Origin of the sequence: Prosthecobacter fluviatilis (assembly GCF_042655725.1) — a bacterium.
Classification (GTDB): domain Bacteria; phylum Verrucomicrobiota; class Verrucomicrobiia; order Verrucomicrobiales; family Verrucomicrobiaceae; genus Prosthecobacter; species Prosthecobacter fluviatilis.
Window position 1 is genome coordinate 215,083 of sequence record NZ_JBHSMQ010000005.1, and the last position, 21,109, is coordinate 236,191.

The window sequence follows — 21,109 nt, forward strand, 5'->3', positions numbered from 1 at the left end:
GCTGATGATATTCGAATTCCTCGCCGCCGCTGATTTATGGACCACCGTTAAAGATGGAATCCCCGTTGTGCTGGCCCTTGTCGTGATCGAGGGGCTGCTTTCCGTGGACAACGCGCTGGCGATTGCCGCGATGGCATCCCACCTCGACGAAAAGCAGCGCAAGACCGCCATGAACATCGGCTACGCCGGCGCCTATGGCTTCCGCATCGTCGCCCTTTTCACAGCCAGTCTCATCATGGACAACCACTGGCTGATGCTCGCGGGCTCTCTCTACCTGGTCTGGCTGATGTGCTCCCATTTTGCAGGACAGGAAGGTGACGAAGCGGAAGGAGCCGCGAAGTCGGCGCAGCACAGCTTCGCCAAAACGATTGCCATGATCGCATTTCTTGATCTGAGCCTGAGCTTTGACAACGTGGTGGCCGCCGTGGCTTTCGCGCGTGACAGCAAGACCCTTGTCTACATCGGCGTGACCCTGGGCATCATCACACTGCGTCTGGTTGCCGGTTACTGCATCAAGCTGCTTGAACGGCAGCCCTGGCTGGAGCACACCGCGTTTCTGCTCGTCGGCTTCGTGGGTCTGCTGCTGGGCCTGGAGCTCTTCTGGGATCAGAGCATCAAGCAGGTGTTCGAACTCGGCGGACTGAAGCTGATCAGTGAGGCCGGCGGCCACTACCACATTGCCAAGGCGGTGAAGTTTGCGGGCATCATCGGCATCATCCTGACACATCTGGCCTACGAGAAGAACGCCGCTTTCAAAGCTGTCCTCCGCCCCATCGCCCGCCTCCTCCTCATCCCCGCCCGGATCGTCTCCGGTCTCGTCAGCGCCGTCTTCTGGCCGCTGTCTGCTGTTGCTGGCGCCATCCGCAAATGAAAAATCCCCCGGCTGTCAGGCCGGGGGATTCGATCATCAGCCGCTGCTGGAACGGTCTGGAGCCCTTAAGGCTTCGGCTTCGTGATCATTTCAAAGTTGTCGCTGCGGAATGGCGTCACCGGCAGACCGTCAACGCTGTAGAGATTGCAAACGGGATTGTCTGCCCAGGCATAACGGACGGCCACAGGCTTGGCAACGCCCTTGGCACTGACCTCGATCTTGTCTTTGCCGATGATTTTAGCCTCAGCCCAGGCCCATTTCTTGTCTTCGCCACAAACCACAAAGCCCTTCACTTCGTTGATATCGACGGTGCGCAGACTGCTGCCGAAGGTGTCGAGCGTGACAACGACCTTGTCTCCGGCAAACTCAGCAGATTGAAACTCAGGGCTGCGGTATGGCAGCTTCATTCCGTAGTCCTTGACCAGCGCCCAGCGGGCCAGACGCTCGGCCACATCGCGCTTGTTCTTGGGATGGATGTCATTGGCATCCCCAAGATCAATGATGACCGCCTGCCCGCCATTCTTGATGGCAGCTTCCGTTTTTGTCTGGCTCTCACGCAGCTCGGCCCAGGAGCTTGCTGTGGCCTGCTCAGCATCCGCTTTTTCAGCCATGAAATCGGCCAGCTGCACCCAGTAGAATGGGAAATCCCCCTGCTTCCACTCGTTGCGCCAGTTCTGGATCATAAAAGGGAAGAGGCTGGCATATTCATAGGCACGCCCTGCATTGCTCTCCCCTTGGTACCAGATGGCGCCTTTGATGCCATAGCCAATGGTGGGCAGGAGCGCTCCGTTGTAGATGTTGCCAGGGCGTGCATTGCCGCGCAGCCACGCCTCCGGCGCAGCAGGGGCGCGGGCGGTAAAAGGTTTGCCGGCTTTCCTGGCTTCGTCTGCCTGTTTTTTCCAGGCGGCAAGATCGGCCTCATACTTGGTTTTGGCCTCAGCGGAGGACAGGAAAGCCTCGTTTTTCTTCGTGTTGGCCGTCAGCAGCTTGAAGCGGGCATCTTTCTCCAGTTCGGCGCGGTTCACCCAGGCTTCGCAAGCGCTGCCGCCCCAGGCGTTGTTGATCAGGCCCACTGGCACATCGAGCATTTTGTGAAGCACACGGCCGTAGAAAAAGCCGACGGCACTGAAGCCGCCCACGGTGGCGGGGGAGCACTCCTTCCACTCTCCTTTGAAATCCTGCTGTGGCTCCTGCGTGCCCACATTCGGCACCGTGATGAGGCGGATGTTCGGGTACTTCGCCGTGGCGATCTCCAGATCAGAGTCCCAGCTGGCGTTGACAGACCACTGCATGTTGGACTGGCCGGAGCAGATCCAAACCTCTCCAACGAGCACGTTCTTAAGCTCCTTGCTGCTGCTCCCGTTGATGGAGATCATGGCGGGCTTCGCACTGGCCGGCACAGGATCCAGCTTCACCGTCCATTTGCCATCGGCTCCGGCCTTGGCCGTCTTGGTCTGGTCGCCGAATTTGACAGTCACGTCCGTCCCTGGGGCGTCCCAGCCCCACATGGGATTGGTCTGCTTCTGCTGCAGCACCATGTTGTCGCCAATGATGGCGGGAAGTTTCAGTTCGGCACGCGCGGCAAAGGCCAGCGCGGCAAGAAGGGTGGTAAGCGGAAGAAGTCTCATGGATGGATGAAAAACAGGATGGTAGAAACGCAGATATGGGCGGTGTTTTCAAAAACTTTTAATTCTTACTTGAATAGTATATATTCAAAGAGAATAATTTCACCATGAAGCAGACCGACCTATTGCATCCGCCGGAAAGCGGCGCGCCCAAGCCGTCACCCCACACTTTGCCCCTCTGAGGAAGGGCTCGCAGATTCACATCACAGAAAAAATACCTCCCAGAGCAGGAAACCCCGCCTCACAGCCCCGAACCCTTTGCCTGCCGCTCCCCTCAGAAGCCATGAAAACAGCCAGCACACGCCCCGGCCCGCCACCCTCCATCTTCTTCTACACAGTCCTGCTTTTGGCGGTAGGCATCACGTGCAAGGCAGAAATCGCCCCCAAAAAAGAGCCCCGCAGCTCTTATTACCAAAACCCGCTGAGCTTCGGCACCACCCGTGATCCCGACCCGCCCAAGTATGTGCGCAGCGCCAACGAGATTGGCATCGATTCGCTCCTGAACGCCAAGTGGCTCGATGTCGGCATCGATTACCGCTTCCGCTATGAATACCGCGAAGGCGATCTCCGGCGTCCGATGGACTCGCTGGACCAGCCGCTGCTGCACCGCACACGTGCCTACATCGGCATCAAAGAAATTCTCGATCCGTTCCGCTTCGCTTTCGAGATGCAGGACTCAAGACGAGAGAACAGCCAGTTCGTGAGAGACACCCGGGATGTCAACGAATTCGCCGTCATCCGCCTGTACGGAGAGCTCTATTTCAAAAGCCTGTTTGGACACGATGCCCTGGGAAACAACCGCCCTCTCAGCGTGCGTTTCGGCATTCATAATTTCGACTTTCTTGACCGTCGTTTGCTGGCCAACAACCAGTGGCGCAACACCGCCAACACCTTCAAGGGTTTTCATGCCAGCCTCGGCCAGGAAAGCAATGACTGGCAGCTCGATCTGCTGGCCATCCAGCCTCTGACCCGCCAGAAATACTCCTGGGACACTCCTGTGGTCCAGCAGTGGGTGTATGGGGCCATCGGGCATCTGCGCGGCTGGTCGGATGTCATCACTTTTGAGCCCTTCTATCTCGCATTGAACCAGTCTGCCTACCCAGGAACACTGGAGTACGTGGTTCACTCACCGGGCCTGCGCGTTTATGGCATCGTGGCGGGCACAGGCCTGGACTATGATTTCAGTTTCATCTACCAGACCGGCAGAAACGGCACGCGGAAAGTGGACGCCTATGCTAGCACCTTTGAGGTGGGCTATACCCTGGCCTCTCAGCCTTGGAAACCCCGGCTCAGCCTTTTCTACGGCTACGCCAGCGGCGACCACAACCCCAGTGACAACAAAGACAACCGCTTCCAGCGTTTCTTCGGCTTTGGCCGCGCCTGGTCTGCAAATGACTACATCACCTTTCAAAATGTGAGCACACCCACGGCCCGCATCGAACTCAAGCCCCATCAGAAGCTGCGCCTTGATCTGAACTACAGCGCCTACTGGCTGGCCAGCGCCACCGATGTATTCTCCGTGGGCAACGTGATCCAGGTCCAGGACAAAACCGGAGCAAGCGGCAGATTCCTGGGCAATGAATACGACATCCGCGCACGCTACACCTGGGATGCAAAAACGGACATCATCATCGGCTACTCCTATTTCCAGTCGGGCGGTTACGTGCAAAAGCAGCTCCACCGTGACCACACCAACTTCGCCTACTTTGAGCTCACCCGACGTTTCTTTTGACGGCGACAACGGCTCAGCTTCCCGTCAGTGGGCATGAGGTAGTTTCCCAGGCACAAAAAGTCAGCGCTTGAAACAGTGGCACTTTCGCCCCATTGGCTGTTTGTGGGCTGGCACCTTCCACGGCCCAGCCCAAGACAGCTTCAAGAGTGATGACTGAGACGGACCAGCCAGAACAAGACAGCTTCCTGCCGAAGTTTGTCAGCACGCCCCTGAGGTCGGGGCATGGCATGAAAATCGGCATCTTCGCCGGCATCCATGGCGATGAAGAGGCCGGTACGCTGGCCACCGAGGAGCTCATCGCCTGGGCGGCCGGAAAGCCGGAGGAACTGCATGACTACGAACTGCATTTCTTCCCCGTGTGCAACCCCACGGGATGCCATCTGGGCACCCGGCACAGCCACAGCGGGCTGGATCTGAACCGGGAATTCTGGTGCGGCTCCATCGAACCCGAAGTTGTTTTCCTGGAAGCCGAACTGCGACGTGAACGCTACGACGGCATCATCTCGCTGCATTCGGATGACACGTCTGACGGCTGCTACGGCTTCGTCAGCGGAGCTCTCCTCAGCGAGCATCTCCTGGAACCTGCGCTGCAGGCCGCGAGTGAGTTTTTGCCGCGCAACGAACAGCATATCATCGATGGTTTCCCAGCCTTGCGCGGCATCATCAAGGAAGGCTACCTGGGCATTCTCAGCGCTCCGCCCGAGCAGCGCCCGCACGCACTGGAGATCGTGTTTGAGACACCGGCGCTGGCGCCGATGGATGCGCAGGTGAAAGCGACGGTGGCGGCGGTGAAGCGGATTTTGGCCGAGTACCGAGAACTGCAGGCTTATGCCGCCAATCTTTAACCATCCTGCACCGCAGCACTTGGATGGCTGGTTGGAACATTCGGGGGCATTTTCTCCGATCTTGATGTGAAGACATCCGTCAACTGCCGCGCATGCCTTTCACTCGCATTCGGAGACCGCTGGCCTTGCTTCACCGCCCCCGTTTCACTCGCAGCAACTTCTCCCCTGCCACGTTGAGCGTCTCGAGCTGCTTGGCGTAATGAAAGCGGATGAAGCGGTGTTCGGGTTCGCGGAAGAAGCTGGAGCCGGGGACGCCGGCGACGCCGACTTCTTTGACGAACCATTCGGCGGCTTCGGTGTCGGTGGGGAAGCCGAGGGATGAGATGTCCATGAGGACGTAGTAAGCGCCGTGGGGCTCGGTGAAGGGCAGGCCGGTGGCGCGGAGGTGATTGAGGAAGATGTCTCGCTTCTCGGTGTAGAGATCGCGCAGGCCGTGGTAGTAGCTGTCGGGGAGTTCGAGTCCGGCGACGGCGGCCTCTTGAAGCGGGGCAGCGGCACCGACGGTGAGGAAGTCGTGCACCTTGCGCGCCTGCGCGATGATGTGCGGGGCTGCCTGCACGTAGCCGAGGCGCCAGCCGGTGATGGAGTAGGTTTTGGAGAGTGAATTGCAGACGATGACGCGCTCTGCCGCACCGGGAAGCGAGTGCATGTACACGTGCTCGTGCGGTGCATAGACGATGTGCTCGTAGGGCTCGTCGGTGATGACGAAGGCATCGTGCTTTTCGGCGAGATCGAGGATCAGCTGCAGTTCGGCGCGGGTGAAGACCTTGCCTGTCGGGTTGGATGGATTGCAGACGATGATGGCCTTCGCCCCCTGGGCAAAGGCACGTGCGAGTTCATCGGGATCAAAGCCGAACTGCGGCGGGCGGAGGGGGACGTAGATGGGCTCGGCCCCGGAGAGGATGGCGTCTGCGGCGTAGTTTTCGTAGAAGGGGGAGAAGACGATGACTTTGTCTCCCGGCTCGCAGCAGGTCATCATGGCGCACATCATGGCCTCCGTGCTGCCGCAGGTGACGACGAGGTTTTGATCTGGATCAACCGCGGTGCCGGAGAAATGAGTGATCTTTCTGGCGAGCGCCTGGCGGAAGCGCGGCGCGCCCCATGTCACCGCGTATTGATGGAAAGGACCGCGCGTAGCACGCTCCAGTGCCGCGAGGATTTCCTCCGGCGGATTGAAGTCGGGAAAGCCCTGGGAAAGGTTGATCGCGCCGTGCTGATTCGAAAGACGCGTCATGGCGCGAATGACGGATTCGGTGAAGGCGTGGAGGCGGCGGGAAGTTGCAGGCATCCTTGCGATTTGGGCGAGAAGCCGCCACCGTGCAACCAACCAATCTGCCCCACATGCGCCGCCGCTGATCATGCCTCCTGAACCTTCCCCTCCGCCACAGCTCAAAGAATGGTTTGATGCCGCACGCTATCGCTCGATTGCCAAGGAACTCGCCAGCATCGCGCCGAAGTTTCGCAGCGATGATTTCATGAACACGGTGCTCGATGGGCTGGAGGAGCGCAGCCTGATGCAGCGGGTGCATCAGTGCGCAGTGGCCGTGGAGGTGGCGCTGCCGGGAACGTATCAGCAGAAGGTGAGGGTGCTGCAAAAGCTGGCGCCACGCATCGGGCATGAGTTTGTGACCATTTTCCTGGGCGATTTCGTGGCGACCTACGGCCTGGCTGATTTCGATTTTTCGATGGAAGCGCTGAAGTTTTTCACGGTGTTTGGCTCGGCGGAGTTTGCGGTGCGGCCGTTCATTCTGGCGGATCAAAAACGTGCCTTGCAAATGATGCACGCGTGGACTGCCGACCCGGATGAGAAGGTGCGCCGTCTGGCCAGCGAGGGATCGCGGCCGCGACTGCCCTGGGGCATGCGACTGCAGGCGCTGGTGCGCGACCCCGAGCCGACGGCGAAGATTTTGGAGGCGCTGAAGGATGATGACTCCCTGTTTGTGCGACGGTCGGTGGCGAATCATCTCAACGACATCACGAAGGATCATCATGACTCTGTTTTGCAGCGCCTCGAAAGCTGGGATCTGCGACAGGAGCACCTGCGGTGGATCGCCAAGCATGCGTGCCGCACGCTGATCAAGCGCGGGCATCCGGGGGCGCTGAAGCTGTTTGGCTTTGGCAAGAAGGCGGAGGTCACGGCGAAGCTGGAAGCTTCTCCATCACGCCTGGAACTGGGGCAGCGGCTTAAGCTGACGGCTGCGCTGACTTCCGCCTCTGGCCGTGCGCAGCGCCTCGCGATCGACTACGTGGTGCATTATGTCAAAGCGAGCGGAGGGAGTGCTGAGAAGGTGTTTAAGTGGACTGAGATCGACCTGCCGGCGCATGCTGAAATCGAGCTCGTCAAATCGCAGGTGGTGCGTGATTTCACCACGCGCAAACACTACGCAGGCAGGCACCGTGTGGAGCTGCAGGTGAACGGGCAGCGGGTGGCCGAGACGGTGTTTGTCCTGGCCTGAGCCGTGCCAAGGGCTCAGCGGTAAAAAGTTTCGAGAATCAAGGTGCAGAGGGCCTGACGATAGGTGGCATCTGCGGCATCCCCGGCAGGCCAGTCGGGACGGCCATGCTTGAAGGAGCCGTCCGGCTGCTGGGCGGCGAGGATTTGCGGCATGACCCGGGTGGCGAAGGTCGTCCACTCGGTGCCGCCGTTGAGGAAGAGGGCATTGCTGTAGCCATGCCAGCAGTAGAGGTTGCAGTTTTTCTCCCAGTCTGGCGGCTCGGCCTGGAGGAAGCCGGAGATGAATTTGACGCCCTTTTTAGCCGCAGGCGTGCTTTTCCCAGTCAGCATGAGATGGCCTGCCGTGGCGCCACCGCTGAGGCTCCATTGGTTGTAGTGTGCTTCGCGGAGGGCGCTGCCGAAGCCGCCGTCCTTGGTTTGAACGGATTCTATGTACGAAAGCGCCTTCTTGATGCAGGGGTCGAGCCCCTCGAATTTCAAGCCGGTAGCCTTGGCGACATTGAGCGCCTGAAAATGCCAGTTGGCCAAGGACAGATCGGAACCGGCCCCTGGATTATAGACAATCGTGTCGCCGCCATAAGTCCAGGCCCCCTTGCTCGTCTGCTGGCTGATGATGGTCTTGATGGCCGTTTCAAAACACTCACGCATACCTGGAAGGCTTTTGGTGCCCAGCCTTGCCATGACATAAGCCTCACCGACCGCCAGGGTGGCGATGGCATGCTCATAGGTTCCGGCTCCGCCTAGTCCCCCTCCATCTCGACCGGCCCACTTTTCGGAAAAAATGCCCGGAGGGTTTTTGCCAGCGAGCTCGATCAGGTACATCAGCCCCTTCACCACAGAGTCTCCATACTCGGGAGAATCCGGTGTCTCACCATGGCCGAGGAAGCACTGGAGCACAAAGCCGGTCATCGCCCCTTTGTTGGAGCGGCCCCAGGAGCCATCGGCGTTCTGGCTGGTTTTAAACAGATCCAGGGAAGCTGCCACTGCGGCCTCGATTTCAGGAGTGCCACCACCCCGGCGGATGGCCTCCAGACGGGTCGAGGGAGCGAAACGGGGGCGGAATGATTCGGGGAGGGTTTTGAGAGAGGCTTCTGTGATCCCACCGTCGGCGGCGCTCGCCGGTGCATTCTGCATGGCCATCCAGTGCTCCCTGGCATAGGCCTTGTCCGGCGGGCTGAGGTTGTCGATGGCGATCTCAAACTCAGCCCCGTTTTTCAAACGCACATTGACGGCACGTTTCGCGGCATTCACACCTGTGAGTTCGGCTTCGATCAGCTGCCCGCTGGTGTTCGTCCAGACACGCATTTCCGCCGCCGCACTGCCCAGCAGAATAACGCTCAACGTGGCAATGCCCCACACGCTCCTCATGGTTATTTTTTCACGGCAGTTTTCGCCTGTGCCTGGCTTTCAGCGGAGAGCTTGCTCAGCGCCAGGATGTGCGTGACCCCGGTGGAGGGAATTTTGAGCAGCACGCTGTCCCCTTCCAATCCCATGAATTCGGCCTCGATGGTTTTGCCTTCGGTGTTGGTCCACTTCAGGACTCCCCCAGCTGCAGGCATGGCGGCCGCAGGTGCAGCGCCTCCGCCAGTGAGGCTGGCTCCTTCATCGATCCATGCCTTGAGAGTCGCCAGTTCAGCGTCTGTCAGCCGGTTCTTGCCTTCGGGAGGCATCACGTCGCCATCATCATTTGGCAGCGTGCAGTTCACGTACATGGTGCTTTGCGCCCCCTGGCCGGGAATGATGTTTTTCCCGGCACCGATCTGCTCTGGCAGCTTGTCGTCATCCAGGGCCAGCTTTCCTTTGACCTTCTTCGTGACGCTGTGGCAGGCGTAGCACTTGTTGCGAAAGATCGGGGCGACCTGCGATTTGAAATCGACCGCAGAGGCAGCTGTTGCGGTGAGGACAAGAACGAAAAGAAGGCTGGATTTCATGATTGAATGCGACATGGAACGATCAAACGGGCGGGTTGCCTAGCTTATTTTACGGATTTTGCTCGATCAGCGCGCAGCCGGGTCGAGTTCACGCAGTTGCCTGAGCGTCGCCAGAATGGCATCCCGCTGAGATTGGAGACGGCTGATGCCTAGCACAGCGCGGCTGCCGGAAAGCGTGTTGAGCAGCGGGCTGGCCTCAGGCTGGCCAAAGTTCCAAGCCGCCCCACGCAGAGCGGCTGCATTCTTAGTGGTGAGCTCCTGGTACTCGGCATTCAAGACCTGCCTTTGTGAGGCAAGCTGCGCCCGCAACACCTCCACGACGTTGCGGGCTGGCATGGGCGCAGCCGGAGCCGGAGCGGCAGTCTGGGGCAATCCGGCCTGCTCACGCACCACCGAGGCTTTGGCTAACGTGTTTTCCCGTGCCTTCTCCAGTGCCTCCAGCGGGTCGTAGCAGGCCTCCCAGCGCAGATCCGGTGTGGTTTTCGCCAAGGCGACTTTCACCAGCCCGTCGGCGTACCTGATCGAAAGATCCTCTGCCGTGACTGCCGTGATCTCCGCCTCGCGCAGCACTCGGCCGTCCTCCAGACTCAGCGTTGGAAACTTTTTGCCTACCATCGCACTGCGGCGCTGCGTGCGAAACCGGTCGAACTGCGCTTTCAGCGCCTTGAGTTCATTCTGAGACTTTTGCAGCTCATTCTCAGTCTGCTTGAGCTCAGACTCCAGGGCGGTGAGTTTTTGCAGCTGTCCCTGCAGCAAAATCACGTCCGTCTGGGACTGCAGCAGCTGGTGGCTGGCCTCATCCACCCGCGTCTGCAGGGCCTGGTTTTCTAGCTGCAGCGCATCGTAGTCGGTTTTTTTGACGCAGCTCCCCATGAGCGGCAGCAAAAGTGCCGCTGTTTGAAGCTTCCAAAAGTAGGGGCTGCTCATTCCGGTGACAGTGTAATCCCTCTTAGAGCCGTTTGTCACGTATCCCGTCCATGATTTTCAGAATCCCCCCTCCCCAGACCCCGGCACTTGCATTCAGGGCATCCTAGCCGACACTGTAAGCCCCCCAAACCCATCCATTATGAGCAAAGCCTCCGTTGAAGACCTCAAACTCGCCTCAGCCGGCCTCCGCGGCCAGCTGGCCGAGCAGTTCGCTGACACCAGCACCCCGAACATTCCGGAGGACTCCAACATCCTGCTCAAACACCACGGCTCCTACCAGCAGGACGACCGCGATGTCCGTGCCGAGCGCACCAAGGCCAAGCTGGAAAAGGCCTGGAGCTTCATGATCCGCAGCAAGATGCCCGGCGGACGTATCACCGCCAAGCAGTGGCTCATCCACGATGACCTGTGCACCAAAGCCATGGGCAATATGCGCCTGACCAACCGTCAGGGCATCCAGCTGCACGGCGTGCTCAAAGGCGGCCTGAAGGAGGTCATCCACAACGTCTGCCACAGCGGCCTCAGCACCATGGGTGCCTGCGGCGACGTGGTGCGCAACACCATGGGCCCCGCCGCCCCCATCAAGGACGCCGTTCATGCTGATACTCAGAAACTTACGGAAGAGATCAGCCAGCGTTTCCTGTGGCGCTCCAACGCCTATGCCGACATCTGGCTGGACGGCGAAAAGCTCGAACCCGACTGGATGAAAGACCCTGCGGTCAATCCCGCCGTGCGCGAGCAGACCAAGGCCCCTGAAGGCGACGACCCCATCTACGGCAAGGTCTATCTGCCCCGCAAATTCAAGATCGGCGTGGCCATCCAGCCCTGCAATGACGCGGACATCTTCTCCCAGGACGTGGGCCTTGTGCCTCATGTGGTGAATGGAGAAGTGGAAGGCTACACCATCACGGTGGGCGGCGGCTTTGGCATGAGCCACGGCCAGCTCACCACCCGCCCATTCCTCGGCCAGCCGCTGCTCTACGCCAAGCGTGCCAACGTCGTTGATGCCATCGAGGCCATCGTGACCACCCAGCGCGACCACGGCAACCGCACCGAGCGTAAGAACGCCCGCCTGAAGTACACCGTGCAGACCATGGGCCTGGACGGATTCCGCGCTGAAGTGGTCCGCCGCCTGCCCGGCATCGAGACCTTCCCGCCCAAGGAGCTGAGCTTTGACACCGTGGAAGACAAGCTGGGCTGGCACGAACAAGGAGACGGCAAGCTCTACTGTGCAGTGCACGTGAGCATGGGCCGCATCGTGGACCGTGAAAACGGCCCTCAATACCGCAGCGCCTTTGCCGAGCTGGCCCGCACGCTGGACCTGCCCTACATCGTCACGCCGAACACGAACCTCATCATCGCTGAGGTTTCCCCAGATCAGAAAGCTGCTGTGGACGCCATCCTGGCCAAGCACGGCGTCGTCCACGCCGACGGCATGACCCGTGCTCGCAAAGTGGCTCACGCCTGCGTGGCCCTGCCCACCTGCGGCCTGGCCCTGAGCGAATCCGAGCGCGTCCTGCCCGGCTTCATGGACAAGATCGACGAAGCGCTGCGCGAGCTTGGTCTGGAAAACGAGCCGATCCTCTTCCGCATGACTGGCTGCCCCAACGGCTGCGGTCGTCCCTACAACGCCGATTTCGGCTTTGTGGGCCGCTCGCCCAACAAGTACGCCATGTTCGTCGGCGGCAGCATCCGCGGTGACCGCCTTGCAGGCCTGGAATTCAAGACCGTCCTCGGCGAAGAAGTCCCCGGCAAGGTCCGCGCCTTCCTCGAAGCCTTCAAGGCCGAGCGGAAAGAAGGCGAAATCTTCGCCGACTGGTTCGCCCGCACCCGCACCAAAGGCGAGGCCCCGACACCCGAGCAGTTCCACATCGAACTGGCCGAGCGTGCTGCCAAACTGGCCGGCGCCAAGGCTTCCGAAGAGGGCTGATCCTCTAAAAAGCGTCGTTTCCGAGGCGGTCCGCGATGAGCGGACCGCCTTTTTTGTGTCGGGAAAGCAGGATGCAAAAGCGGTGCCACCTGCTGCTATTTGCATACCCCTCTCGCGTTCCACACAGCAGCAAGGCTACTTTGAGCATGCCCGTACTTGTGCGGGGCGGTTCTTTGGGGCACAGACTGCGGCATGTCTCTCCCGTTCTACCACTACCTGCATCTCATCGGCCTGATCCTCGTTTTCGTCGGCATCGGCGGTCTGCTCTCCAGTGAAGGAGCCAAGAAGGCCATGATGTGGCATGGCATCGGCCTCGTCATCAGCTTGGTCTCAGGCTTTGGCATGCTGGCCAAGCTGGGCATCATGGGTGCCATGCCCAAGTGGGTCTGGATCAAGATCGCCCTCTGGCTCGTCCTCGGCTTCCTGCCCGTGCTGGCAAAGCGCCGCGTGCTCGCCGCGCCGCTGGTGGTGCTGATCGCCGTGATCGTAGGCGCTGGCCTGGGTTACCTGGGCTACTTCAAGCCGGCGTTTTGATTTAGCTGAGAACGACAGACCCTCCTGCCTGTCGGCCCCAGCACTCCGGCCATTCGAACGGCATATGAGTCATTCTGCCGTGTCGATACTGCGGGCTGGGTAAAGGCTGAAGACCGGCATGAGACTGCTCGTGCCCATCACACCTTCTTCACGCCCCGAGCGCTTTGCTCTTCTCTGTAGCCGCGCGCACGGCCTGGATCATCGCATGGCGCAGCCCGTGCTGCTCCAGCTTTTCCAGCCCGGCAATGGTCGTACCACCTGGGCTGGTGACTTCATCCCGCAGAGCTGCGGGATGTTTGCCAGTGGTGAGCACCATCTCCGCCGCACCTGCAACGGTCTGGGCCGCAAGGCGCAGGGCCGCTGCGCGTGGCAGGCCCATGAGGACGCCGCCATCGGCCAGGGCCTCGATGACGGTGTAAACGTATGCCGGGCCGCTGCCGGAGAGGCCGGTGACGGCATCGAGCAGCTTTTCCGCCACTTCGTCCGCCGTGCCCACGGCTCCCAGAATCTTCTCCGCCAGCGCCGCGTCCTTTGCCGTGGCCTTGCTTCCGCGCGCATAGGCTGCGGCCCCGATACCGACGAGCGCCGGGGTATTGGGCATGCTGCGAATCACGCGCTGCTTTTCGCCGAGCCAGGCCTCCAGATGCGACAGCGATACCCCGGCGGCGATGCTGAGGTAGAGCCGAGAGCCTTTGACCTGGGCGAGGCTTTCGCACAGACCCTGCATGTCACCCGGCTTCACAGCGAGGATGATGACGTCCGAAGCGGCCGCGACCTCAGCCGGTGTGCCGGTGATGGTCTTGCAGGTGAGGCATTTACGCAGGGCGCTCACGGCCTCGGGCATCACATCGCTCAGCGCCACATGCAGGCCGCTTTTTCCCAGCGCCTGCTCCACGCCGCGCAGCAGTGCACCACCCATTTTTCCACAGCCAATCAGTCCGAGTTTCATCATGGCATAACTGTGGGGCGGATGCGCTGGCGCGCAAGTGCGCCAATCTTGTCTTGCATTTTCCCCCTGTTTTTTGCGATGATATTAAAAACAACCACTAAATCGCACGTGGACCAATTTCACCCAGAAAAAATCCTCGCCGCAGGCCCTTCTGCCAAAGTTTACCGGGGGGTCGAGACGGAAACGGGACGCAAGGTTTTGATCAAAGCCCTGCTCCAGGACCACGAAGCCGCACATCCGCTGAATCGCGAGCTCCTCCTGGAAATGGCCCCTTCTCTGATGCAGCTGCGACATCCGCACATCGCGGGTCTCCATATGCTGCTGCCCGCAGAGGATGAGCTCGCCCTGGTGTCTGATTTCATGCCGGGCTTGAACGGCCGCTCCTTTGACGAAGAGCGCAGGCCCTCCCCTAAGGATCTGCGCACACTGGCGGCACAGCTCATGCACGCCCTGCTGGTGGGCGAAAAAATGGGCCTGCCCCATGGCGATCTAAAGCCGAGCAATCTCATCATCGCCGACCACCCCGACGGCGGCTTGTTTCTACAGGTGCAGGACTGGGGACTCTCCATGGCCCGCAAAACCCAGCCGCCTGAGACGCTGTGGTTTCGCGCACCTGAGCTGCACAGCGGCGGCCAGCCCACGATGCGGAGCGATCTTTTCACTGCGGCAGGCAGCCTGTTCTGCATCGCCACAAACACCACTCCGACTCTGGGAACCACGGTGAATGAGGTCATGGAGGACTGGCTGGCCTTTGACGCCAGCGAGGTGCTGGCCCATCTGCGGCCCGACCTGGACCAGCCCCTGCGCGACTGGCTGGCTTGGCTGCTCAATCTGGTGCCGCAGCAGCGCCCAAAATCCGTTTCACAAGCTCTGACAGTGCTGATGCAGAGCATGCCGGCCGGCTCCGCCTACCAGACAAAGCAGCCCCCGGTGATGGCCGCAGGCGCCAAGACCACACGGCTCGGGTCCACTGCGCCAAAGCCCCGGCCCGTGCTGACCAAGGCGTCGTCATCGCCTGTGGGCCGCCCACTACCACTGGCAGCCGTGCCCAAAAAGGCCTCCCGCACCCGTGTCATGGCCACCGTGCTGCTAAAGATCGCCGCACTCACCGTCATCGGGGTTTTTGCCTGGACTGTACTTCAGAAGTTCCTCCCCGGTTTGCAAGCTTCCACCGTCATGAACAGCGGAAAATCTGCCACCGTTGCCGCCGCCCGGCATGCTGGGACGGGCAGCCACCAGCATACAGTCATTCGGGCTCAGCTGCCTGCCAAACCCCGCACCAGTCTCCACTAGGCGGCACAGGCTACCGCGCGACAGCATTCTCCATGCATCAGGCGCTGATTTCGCATGCTGGGTTGGAGTATTCCTCCGAGTCGTGAAAAGCCAACCCGCCCTCCTCTTTCTGCTGCTCGCCGCACCCGCACAGGCGGCGGTGGATTTCGTCCAGGACATCCAGCCCATCTTTGCAGAGCACTGCTACCAGTGCCACGGCGGACACAAGCAGGAGGCGGCCTTCCGGCTGGACCACAAGCCCAGCGCGCTCAAGGGCGGCGACTTTGGCGTGGCCATCCTGCCGGGCAAAGCGGACGACAGCCGCCTGATGCACGCCGTGCTGGGCACGAACCCAAAGATGCGCATGCCGCGCAAGGGCGACCCGCTGAGCACGGCGGAAATCGCCAAGCTCAAGGAGTGGATCGATGCCGGAGCGGTGTGGCCGGACAGCGCGAGCGTGAAGCTGGAGCAGAAGACAGATCACTGGGCCTTCAAGCCCCCGGTGAAGCCGAAGGTACCGACGAACGCCAAGCACCCCATCGATGCCTTCATCCGCGAGCGGCTGCAGAAGGAAGGCCTCTCCCCTTCCCAATCTGCAGAACCCGCCACGCTGCTGCGCCGCCTGCACCTGGACCTGACCGGCCTGCCACCCACGCCGCAGGAGATCGATGCCTTTGCCACGGCTTGTCAGAAAGACGCCACTGGCAGCATCCAGCGTGCGGTCTCCACTCTGCTGAACTCGCCGCACTATGGCGAGCGCTGGGCGCGCCACTGGCTGGATGCAGCCCACTATGCGGACAGCAACGGCTATGAAAAAGACCCGATGCGCTTCATCTGGTTTTACCGCGACTGGGTGGTGAACGCCTACAACCGCGACCTGCCCTACGACCAGTTCATCATCCAGCAGCTCGCAGGCGACGAACTGCCAAAGGCCACACAGGACCAGATCGTGGCCACTGGCTTCCTCCGCAACACGATGATCAACGAGGAGGGTGGTGTGGACCCGGAGCAGTTCCGCATGGAGGCCATGTTTGACCGCATGGACACCATCGGCAAAAGCGTCCTCGGCCTCACCATCGGCTGCACGCAGTGCCACAACCATAAGTACGACCCCATCTCGCAGGAGGAGTACTACCGCATGTTCGCCTTCCTGAACAATGACAACGAGCCCTGGCGCGTGGTGTACACCAGCGGCGAGCAGATGCAGCGCACGCAGCTGCTCACACGCATCGGCGAGCTGGAAGCCAAGCTGAAGCACGACCACCCGGACTGGCAGCAGCGCATGAACCAGTGGGTGGCTTCTGTGAAATCCGCGCAGCCTCAATGGCACACCCTGGCCTTTGAAGACGACCCCTCCGGCGGTGAAAAGGCTCTGCGCCAGCCCGACGGCAGCATCCTCGCCCAAGGCTACGCCCCGACAAAGAGCGACGTGAAGTTTGCGGTGAAGGGCTTTCATGACGCCCCGATGCCTGACAGGAGCGCGGACAAGAGTGTCCGCCCTCCTCTCACCACCATCACCGCCTTCCGTCTGGAACTCATGAACGACCCCAACCTCCCTGCCTATGGCCCCGGCCGCTCGCAGAAGGGCACGGCGGCGCTGACGGAGTTCAGCGCGGAAATGAAGATCGACGGCAAACCGACCAAGCTGAAATTCAGTCAGGCCACGGCGGATTTTGGCGAGCCTGAAAACACGCCTCTCGCACCCTTTGCGCGCGACAAGGAAAGCGAGAAGGACAAGCGCGTCACCGGCCCCATCGCCTACGCGATCGATGGCAAGGCGGACACCGCCTGGGGCATCAACGCCGGTCCGGGACGGCGCAATGTGCCGCGCAACGCGGTCTTTGTGCTGGAGAAGCCCGTGGAGCTGAAGCCCGACAGCGAGCTCGTTGTCACGCTGAGCATGAAGCACGGCGGCTGGAACAGCGATGACCTGCAGACGATGAACCTCGGCCGCTACCGCATCAGTGTGACCGACGCACCCAAGGCTGCGGCCAATCCGCTCTATGGCGGCAAGCCCGAGTTCTCTGTCTTCCGCACCACCGTGGCCGAATGGCAGCCGGTGAATGACGAAATCGAGTCCCTCTGGAAGCAGCATCCCGAAGGCACCACCACGCTCGTGCTGGACAGCCGCTCTGAGCCGCGCATGACCTCCGTGCTCAAGCGCGGCGATTTCCTCAAGCCCGACAATCGTGTGACCGCCGGGGTGCCTGCGGTGCTGAATCCGCTGCCCAAGAACGCCGATGGCTCGCGCCTCACCTTTGCCAGATGGCTGGTGGACAGGAAATCTCCCACCGCCGCCCGCGCCTATGTGAACCGCGTATGGCAGGCGGTCTTTGGCACCGGTTTGATCGAAACTGCGGAGGACCTGGGCACCCAGGGCTCGCCACCCAGCCACCCCGCCCTGCTCGACTGGCTGGCGGTCGATTTCATGGAGCACGGCTGGAGCACCAAGCACCTGCTGCGCCTCATCACCAGCAGTGCGACCTATCAGCAGAGCAGCAAGGTCACACCGCAGCTTCTGGAGCGCGATCCCTACAACCGCCTGCTCGCCCGCGGCCCGCGCTTCCGTGTGGAGGGCGAGGTGGTGCGCGACATCCAGCTCGCCGCCAGCGGCCTTCTCAATCCCGCCGTGGGCGGACGCCCTGTAATGCCACCCGCCCCGGCATACCTCTTCGAAAAACCCGCCAGTTACGCGCCCTTCCCCTGGAAGGTGGATGAGGACGCGAGCCAGTTCCGGCGCAGCCTCTATGTCTTCCGCCGCCGCAGCACGCCGTATCCTTTCCTGAGCACCTTTGACGTGCCGAATGGCGAGAGCTCCTGCATCCGCCGTTCCAAGAGCAACACGCCACTCCAGGCCCTCATGACCTTGAATGAAACCATGAGCATGGAGGCCGCAAAAGCTCTCGGCGCACGCATGTGGAAAGAAGGCGGCGCGGATGATGCTGCCCGCATCGCCTACGGCTTCCGCCTCTGCACCGGCCGCCCGCCGAGTGCGAAGGAAACGACCGTCCTGCTCGGCATGCTCCAGCGCCACCAGCCCAAGTCCGGCGAAATCGACTCCCACACCCTCGTTGCCCGCGTGCTGCTGAATCTGGATGAGACAATCACGAAGGAGTGATCCAACAGGGCTGACGCATGCACTGCCTGTAAGACTCTGGCAGTTCCAAAAACAGATGTCAGAGTGGTTGCTGGCTGAAGCAGGCACTCAAATACAACACGGTGCCAGCTGTCGCTTGAGAGAGTTCATTCGGCCTGCACTGGGCCATGCGCAAGCCCTGGCGATCAAATCGCCAGAGCGTTTTCCATGTTGCGCAACGCAGTCAGGCTTGTTCAACGCTGGACTTGCGAGCGCCTGAAAACCTGTCGCTGGAAAGGCTTTGGACCAGCATCCAAAAGAATTTCACCGTTCCAACAGCTTCTCCCCGTTGGTGTATTTTTTCACCGCATCAGGATCGAGTTCGAGACCGAGTCCGGGCGTGGTCGGAATGGCCAGCATGCCTTCGGCATCAAGCTTCCAGCCACCGAGGGTGATTTCGTCAATGAATGGCGAACCCGTGAGGTATTCGACGAGATCGGTGCCGGGAAAAGCCGAGGCGAGGTGCAGATCGGCCGCGAGACCCACGGCCGTGTTCCACCCGTGTGGAATGAACTGTACGCCGTGCTCCTGCGCCATCCAAGCGATGCGCCGCTCTTCGCTGATGCCGCCAACCTTCGTAACGTCTGGCTGGATGATGTCGAAGGCGCGCGCTTCGAGGAAAGGCTGAAAGGCCTGACGCCGGGTGAGCACCTCACCGCCACTGATGGGCACAGGTGAATGCTCGCGCAGCTTCACGAAGTCTTCGAGCGAGTCGGGTGTGAGCGCTTCTTCAAACCAATGCACCCCGTAATCGGCGAGCATCTTCGCGGTGTTCAGCGCCCACTTGTAGCCGTTCGTCCAATGCGCATCGCTGCCACCGGCATCGACCATCAATCGCGATTCAGCCCCCACGGCTTCACGTGCGGCTTTGACGATCGCTTCATCGGTGGCCGCATTCCGACGGCCAAACGGCCCCCAGCCAATTTTGAATGCGCGGAAGCCCTGGGCCTTCACCTGGAGCAGGTGATCACGCAGCTTTGCCGGCTCATCCATCAGCAACGAGGCATAAGGCTGCACGCGCTCGCGATAACGACCGCCAAGCAGACGACCGACCGGCTGCCCGGTGGCTTTGCCCAGCAGATCCCACAGGGCGATGTCGATGCCGCTGATGGTGTGCGTGATGGAACCACCACGACCGAGCCAGAACATGTTCTGGTGCAGTTTCTCGCTCACGCGCTCGGGTTCGAGGGCGTTCTCGCCACGATAGAGCGGCTCCAGTACCGCGAGGGAGGCACGCACGAGCGCATCATGGGTGAACACGCTGCCGAGCCCCACGGCGCCTTCATCGGTGTGGACGGCGATGAGTGTATGAACACAGTCTTCAGGCCGGAGCTCGTTGCTCCAGCCGCCTTCGGGGGTGGCACCGCGCAAACCTGCGCAGCGAATTTCTCGGATTTTCATGGGTGTCGTTGGAAAATTTTGGCCTGGGGTTGGAAAGAAACCTCCGCATCGAGCGGGAACATGGGGCGTTCGCAGCGGACGTGGCCGAGGCTGCGGAGATGGGCGCTGGTGGAGCCCGGGGCATCCACATCAATGTATCGCGCAGCCCAGTCTTTGAACATGTGGCGCTCACATTGCGGCGACTTTACCACGACGGCTCCATAATGCCTGGGATCGCAGCCGTGAGACAGGAACAGTGCGCGGTCATAGAGGCTCACCGCGCGGCTGGTGATGATAAGCGTGATGTGACCGGACTGAATCACCGCCGTGGGGCCGGCCTGCCACAGCTCGCGTGTGGTCTCGCTGTGAAACCAGCCGTCTGAGAGCATTCTCACGTGCCCTTCCATGGGTAGCGGGGTAAAGCGGCCGGCATCCAGAGCGCCTCCGACCGTTGTTTTGACTGCATGCCCAACACCCGCCCGGAAGGCGGCCTCCACAGCACCAGGATCAACGATGGGGACCAAGGCCGTGCCTTCATAGCCTGCATCGATCAGGGCGCGAAGGATTGCATTGCTGTCACCGGAGGCACCGGAGCTCGTGGCATCCGCCGCATCCACAAGCACTACGGTTCCGGAGGCATTCTCCTTGGTCTGGCGCGCGGCTTCAGCCAGGCTGGTGAGGGGAACCTGCATCTTCTCATGATGCTCCCAGAACAAGCCGGCGATGCGCAGAGCTTCGCGTTCCGCGAGAGCTGGATCATTGTCTGTCACGACAAAACTGTTCGAGGCGAGGGCGGGAACATCGGTAAAGGGATTACCCCACATCATCGCTGCCGAGAGGCCGCCTGCGCTTTGCTCGACCGCCATCGCGGCATTCACCGCGTGACGAATGGAGCCGGAGGCGGTGATCAGTTCATCGCCACGAACGAGCGCAGGCACCCGCACCTTGGCGGTGACGGGTTTCACTTCACCCGCGACGATGCGCAGGAGCAGCCGAGCGGAGCGCTCGCCTGTGCTGAAAAAATCGACATGAGGATAGGTGTGAAAGGCCACGGCAGCATCGCTTTGCTCCAGCATGCGGTCCGTGAGGATGCCGTGCAGATCCAGGGAGATGACGATGGGAACCCTCTCGCCGACGATCTTCCGAGTCTGCTCCAGAAGCCAGCCTTCCGGGTCATCCTGGCTCTGGGCCGCCATAGCTCCGTGCAGAGAAAAGTAAATGCCATCCACGGGCGGTGCAGCTCTGATGCTGGATAGCAGTTCGTCCGCGATGCGCTCAAAAGCCGCATCCGCCAGCGTGCCGCCAGAGGTGATGAAATGGGCGCTGCACGTCGGCACGAGCTCCACGCCCGGCGTTGCATCCAGCACATTCAACGCTCCGCCGACTTCACTGCGCACCTGCCGGTGGTAGTCGAGAATTGCCTGGCCGTGACGAAGCGTGAAATCGTCATATCCGCTCAGGTGCGGATTGAAGGTGGAGACTTCCTGTTTGCATTCGGCGATGAGGATGCGTGGCATGGGTG

General features: G+C 61.1%; 16 protein-coding genes. 8 read left to right on the forward strand and 8 right to left on the reverse strand.

Annotated features, from left to right (window positions below):
* The first annotated feature begins 4 nt into the window (after positions 1-4).
* Positions 5-871 carry a TerC family protein gene (locus ACFQDI_RS14990; protein ID WP_377168149.1) on the forward strand — a complete coding sequence of 289 codons (867 nt, stop codon included), beginning with the start codon at positions 5-7 and terminating at the stop codon, positions 869-871.
* 65 nt (positions 872-936) lie between these two features.
* Here the strand turns inward: ACFQDI_RS14990 and ACFQDI_RS14995 are convergent, their stop codons facing one another.
* A complete protein-coding gene (locus tag ACFQDI_RS14995) occupies positions 937-2,499 on the reverse strand; it encodes a sialate O-acetylesterase (protein WP_377168151.1) in 1,563 nt (520 codons plus the stop codon).
* A gap of 280 nt (positions 2,500-2,779) precedes the next feature.
* On the opposite strand from ACFQDI_RS14995, the gene ACFQDI_RS15000 reads away from it, so the two are divergent.
* Together ACFQDI_RS15000 and ACFQDI_RS15005 are read left to right on the forward strand one after the other, a co-directional pair.
* A complete protein-coding gene (locus ACFQDI_RS15000; RefSeq protein ID WP_377168153.1) occupies positions 2,780-4,228 on the forward strand; it encodes an alginate export family protein in 1,449 nt (482 codons plus the stop codon).
* A gap of 149 nt (positions 4,229-4,377) precedes the next feature.
* On the forward strand, positions 4,378-5,073 hold the full coding sequence (locus tag ACFQDI_RS15005; protein ID WP_377168155.1) for a M14 family metallopeptidase: 696 nt from the start codon (positions 4,378-4,380) through the stop codon (positions 5,071-5,073).
* A gap of 130 nt (positions 5,074-5,203) precedes the next feature.
* Here ACFQDI_RS15005 and ACFQDI_RS15010 read toward each other — a convergent pair whose 3' ends face one another.
* Entirely contained in the window at positions 5,204-6,361 is a 1,158-nt protein-coding gene (locus tag ACFQDI_RS15010) for a pyridoxal phosphate-dependent aminotransferase (RefSeq protein WP_377168157.1), read from the reverse strand.
* A gap of 70 nt (positions 6,362-6,431) precedes the next feature.
* Between ACFQDI_RS15010 and ACFQDI_RS15015 the strand changes: the two genes are divergently transcribed.
* Entirely contained in the window at positions 6,432-7,529 is a 1,098-nt protein-coding gene (locus ACFQDI_RS15015; RefSeq protein WP_377168159.1) for a DNA alkylation repair protein, read from the forward strand.
* A gap of 14 nt (positions 7,530-7,543) precedes the next feature.
* Here the strand turns inward: ACFQDI_RS15015 and ACFQDI_RS15020 are convergent, their stop codons facing one another.
* From ACFQDI_RS15020 to ACFQDI_RS15030, 3 genes are all read right to left on the reverse strand, one after another.
* A complete protein-coding gene (locus ACFQDI_RS15020; RefSeq protein WP_377168161.1) occupies positions 7,544-8,896 on the reverse strand; it encodes a prenyltransferase/squalene oxidase repeat-containing protein in 1,353 nt (450 codons plus the stop codon).
* 2 nt (positions 8,897-8,898) lie between these two features.
* Entirely contained in the window at positions 8,899-9,459 is a 561-nt protein-coding gene (locus ACFQDI_RS15025) for a c-type cytochrome domain-containing protein (protein WP_377168163.1), read from the reverse strand.
* Positions 9,460-9,525: 66 nt separating this feature from the next.
* Positions 9,526-10,386 carry a hypothetical protein gene (locus tag ACFQDI_RS15030; protein WP_377168165.1) on the reverse strand — a complete coding sequence of 287 codons (861 nt, stop codon included), beginning with the start codon at positions 10,384-10,386 and terminating at the stop codon, positions 9,526-9,528.
* Positions 10,387-10,525: 139 nt separating this feature from the next.
* Between ACFQDI_RS15030 and ACFQDI_RS15035 the strand changes: the two genes are divergently transcribed.
* Together ACFQDI_RS15035 and ACFQDI_RS15040 are read left to right on the forward strand one after the other, a co-directional pair.
* Positions 10,526-12,316, forward strand: a complete 1,791-nt coding sequence (locus tag ACFQDI_RS15035) for an NADPH-dependent assimilatory sulfite reductase hemoprotein subunit (protein ID WP_377168167.1) — start codon at positions 10,526-10,528, stop codon at positions 12,314-12,316.
* A gap of 192 nt (positions 12,317-12,508) precedes the next feature.
* On the forward strand, positions 12,509-12,850 hold the full coding sequence (locus ACFQDI_RS15040) for a hypothetical protein (RefSeq protein WP_377168169.1): 342 nt from the start codon (positions 12,509-12,511) through the stop codon (positions 12,848-12,850).
* Between the two features lie 148 nt (positions 12,851-12,998).
* On the opposite strand, the gene proC is transcribed toward ACFQDI_RS15040, so the two are convergent.
* On the reverse strand, positions 12,999-13,802 hold the full coding sequence (proC, locus tag ACFQDI_RS15045; RefSeq protein ID WP_377168171.1) for a pyrroline-5-carboxylate reductase: 804 nt from the start codon (positions 13,800-13,802) through the stop codon (positions 12,999-13,001).
* 105 nt (positions 13,803-13,907) lie between these two features.
* Between proC and ACFQDI_RS15050 the strand changes: the two genes are divergently transcribed.
* Together ACFQDI_RS15050 and ACFQDI_RS15055 are read left to right on the forward strand one after the other, a co-directional pair.
* Positions 13,908-15,092, forward strand: a complete 1,185-nt coding sequence (locus tag ACFQDI_RS15050) for a serine/threonine protein kinase (RefSeq protein WP_377168173.1) — start codon at positions 13,908-13,910, stop codon at positions 15,090-15,092.
* 82 nt (positions 15,093-15,174) lie between these two features.
* Positions 15,175-18,189: a PSD1 and planctomycete cytochrome C domain-containing protein gene (locus tag ACFQDI_RS15055; protein WP_377168175.1), complete on the forward strand. Its 3,015-nt coding sequence runs from the start codon at positions 15,175-15,177 to the stop codon at positions 18,187-18,189.
* Positions 18,190-18,471: 282 nt separating this feature from the next.
* On the opposite strand, the gene ACFQDI_RS15060 is transcribed toward ACFQDI_RS15055, so the two are convergent.
* Positions 18,472-19,608, reverse strand: a complete 1,137-nt coding sequence (locus tag ACFQDI_RS15060) for a mandelate racemase/muconate lactonizing enzyme family protein (protein ID WP_377168177.1) — start codon at positions 19,606-19,608, stop codon at positions 18,472-18,474.
* Positions 19,605-21,104 (reverse strand): M81 family metallopeptidase, encoded by a 1,500-nt coding sequence (locus ACFQDI_RS15065; protein ID WP_377168179.1) that lies wholly within the window; start codon positions 21,102-21,104, stop codon positions 19,605-19,607. Before ACFQDI_RS15065 ends, ACFQDI_RS15060 begins: the two co-directional genes overlap by 4 nt.
* Between the last annotated feature and the right edge of the window lie 5 nt (positions 21,105-21,109).

What these genes read in the sequence shown, in the direction of transcription:
- ACFQDI_RS14990 (WP_377168149.1), top strand. Translation starts at nt 5, where the DNA reads ATGATATTCGAATTCCTCGCCGCCGCTGATTTATGGACCACCGTTAAA.
- ACFQDI_RS14995 (WP_377168151.1), bottom strand. Translation starts at nt 2,499, where the DNA reads ATGAGACTTCTTCCGCTTACCACCCTTCTTGCCGCGCTGGCCTTTGCC.
- ACFQDI_RS15000 (WP_377168153.1), top strand. Translation starts at nt 2,780, where the DNA reads ATGAAAACAGCCAGCACACGCCCCGGCCCGCCACCCTCCATCTTCTTC.
- ACFQDI_RS15005 (WP_377168155.1), top strand. Translation starts at nt 4,378, where the DNA reads ATGACTGAGACGGACCAGCCAGAACAAGACAGCTTCCTGCCGAAGTTT.
- ACFQDI_RS15010 (WP_377168157.1), bottom strand. Translation starts at nt 6,361, where the DNA reads ATGCCTGCAACTTCCCGCCGCCTCCACGCCTTCACCGAATCCGTCATT.
- ACFQDI_RS15015 (WP_377168159.1), top strand. Translation starts at nt 6,432, where the DNA reads ATGCCTCCTGAACCTTCCCCTCCGCCACAGCTCAAAGAATGGTTTGAT.
- ACFQDI_RS15020 (WP_377168161.1), bottom strand. Translation starts at nt 8,896, where the DNA reads ATGAGGAGCGTGTGGGGCATTGCCACGTTGAGCGTTATTCTGCTGGGC.
- ACFQDI_RS15025 (WP_377168163.1), bottom strand. Translation starts at nt 9,459, where the DNA reads ATGAAATCCAGCCTTCTTTTCGTTCTTGTCCTCACCGCAACAGCTGCC.
- ACFQDI_RS15030 (WP_377168165.1), bottom strand. Translation starts at nt 10,386, where the DNA reads ATGAGCAGCCCCTACTTTTGGAAGCTTCAAACAGCGGCACTTTTGCTG.
- ACFQDI_RS15035 (WP_377168167.1), top strand. Translation starts at nt 10,526, where the DNA reads ATGAGCAAAGCCTCCGTTGAAGACCTCAAACTCGCCTCAGCCGGCCTC.
- ACFQDI_RS15040 (WP_377168169.1), top strand. Translation starts at nt 12,509, where the DNA reads ATGTCTCTCCCGTTCTACCACTACCTGCATCTCATCGGCCTGATCCTC.
- proC (WP_377168171.1), bottom strand. Translation starts at nt 13,802, where the DNA reads ATGATGAAACTCGGACTGATTGGCTGTGGAAAAATGGGTGGTGCACTG.
- ACFQDI_RS15060 (WP_377168177.1), bottom strand. Translation starts at nt 19,608, where the DNA reads ATGAAAATCCGAGAAATTCGCTGCGCAGGTTTGCGCGGTGCCACCCCC.
- ACFQDI_RS15065 (WP_377168179.1), bottom strand. Translation starts at nt 21,104, where the DNA reads ATGCCACGCATCCTCATCGCCGAATGCAAACAGGAAGTCTCCACCTTC.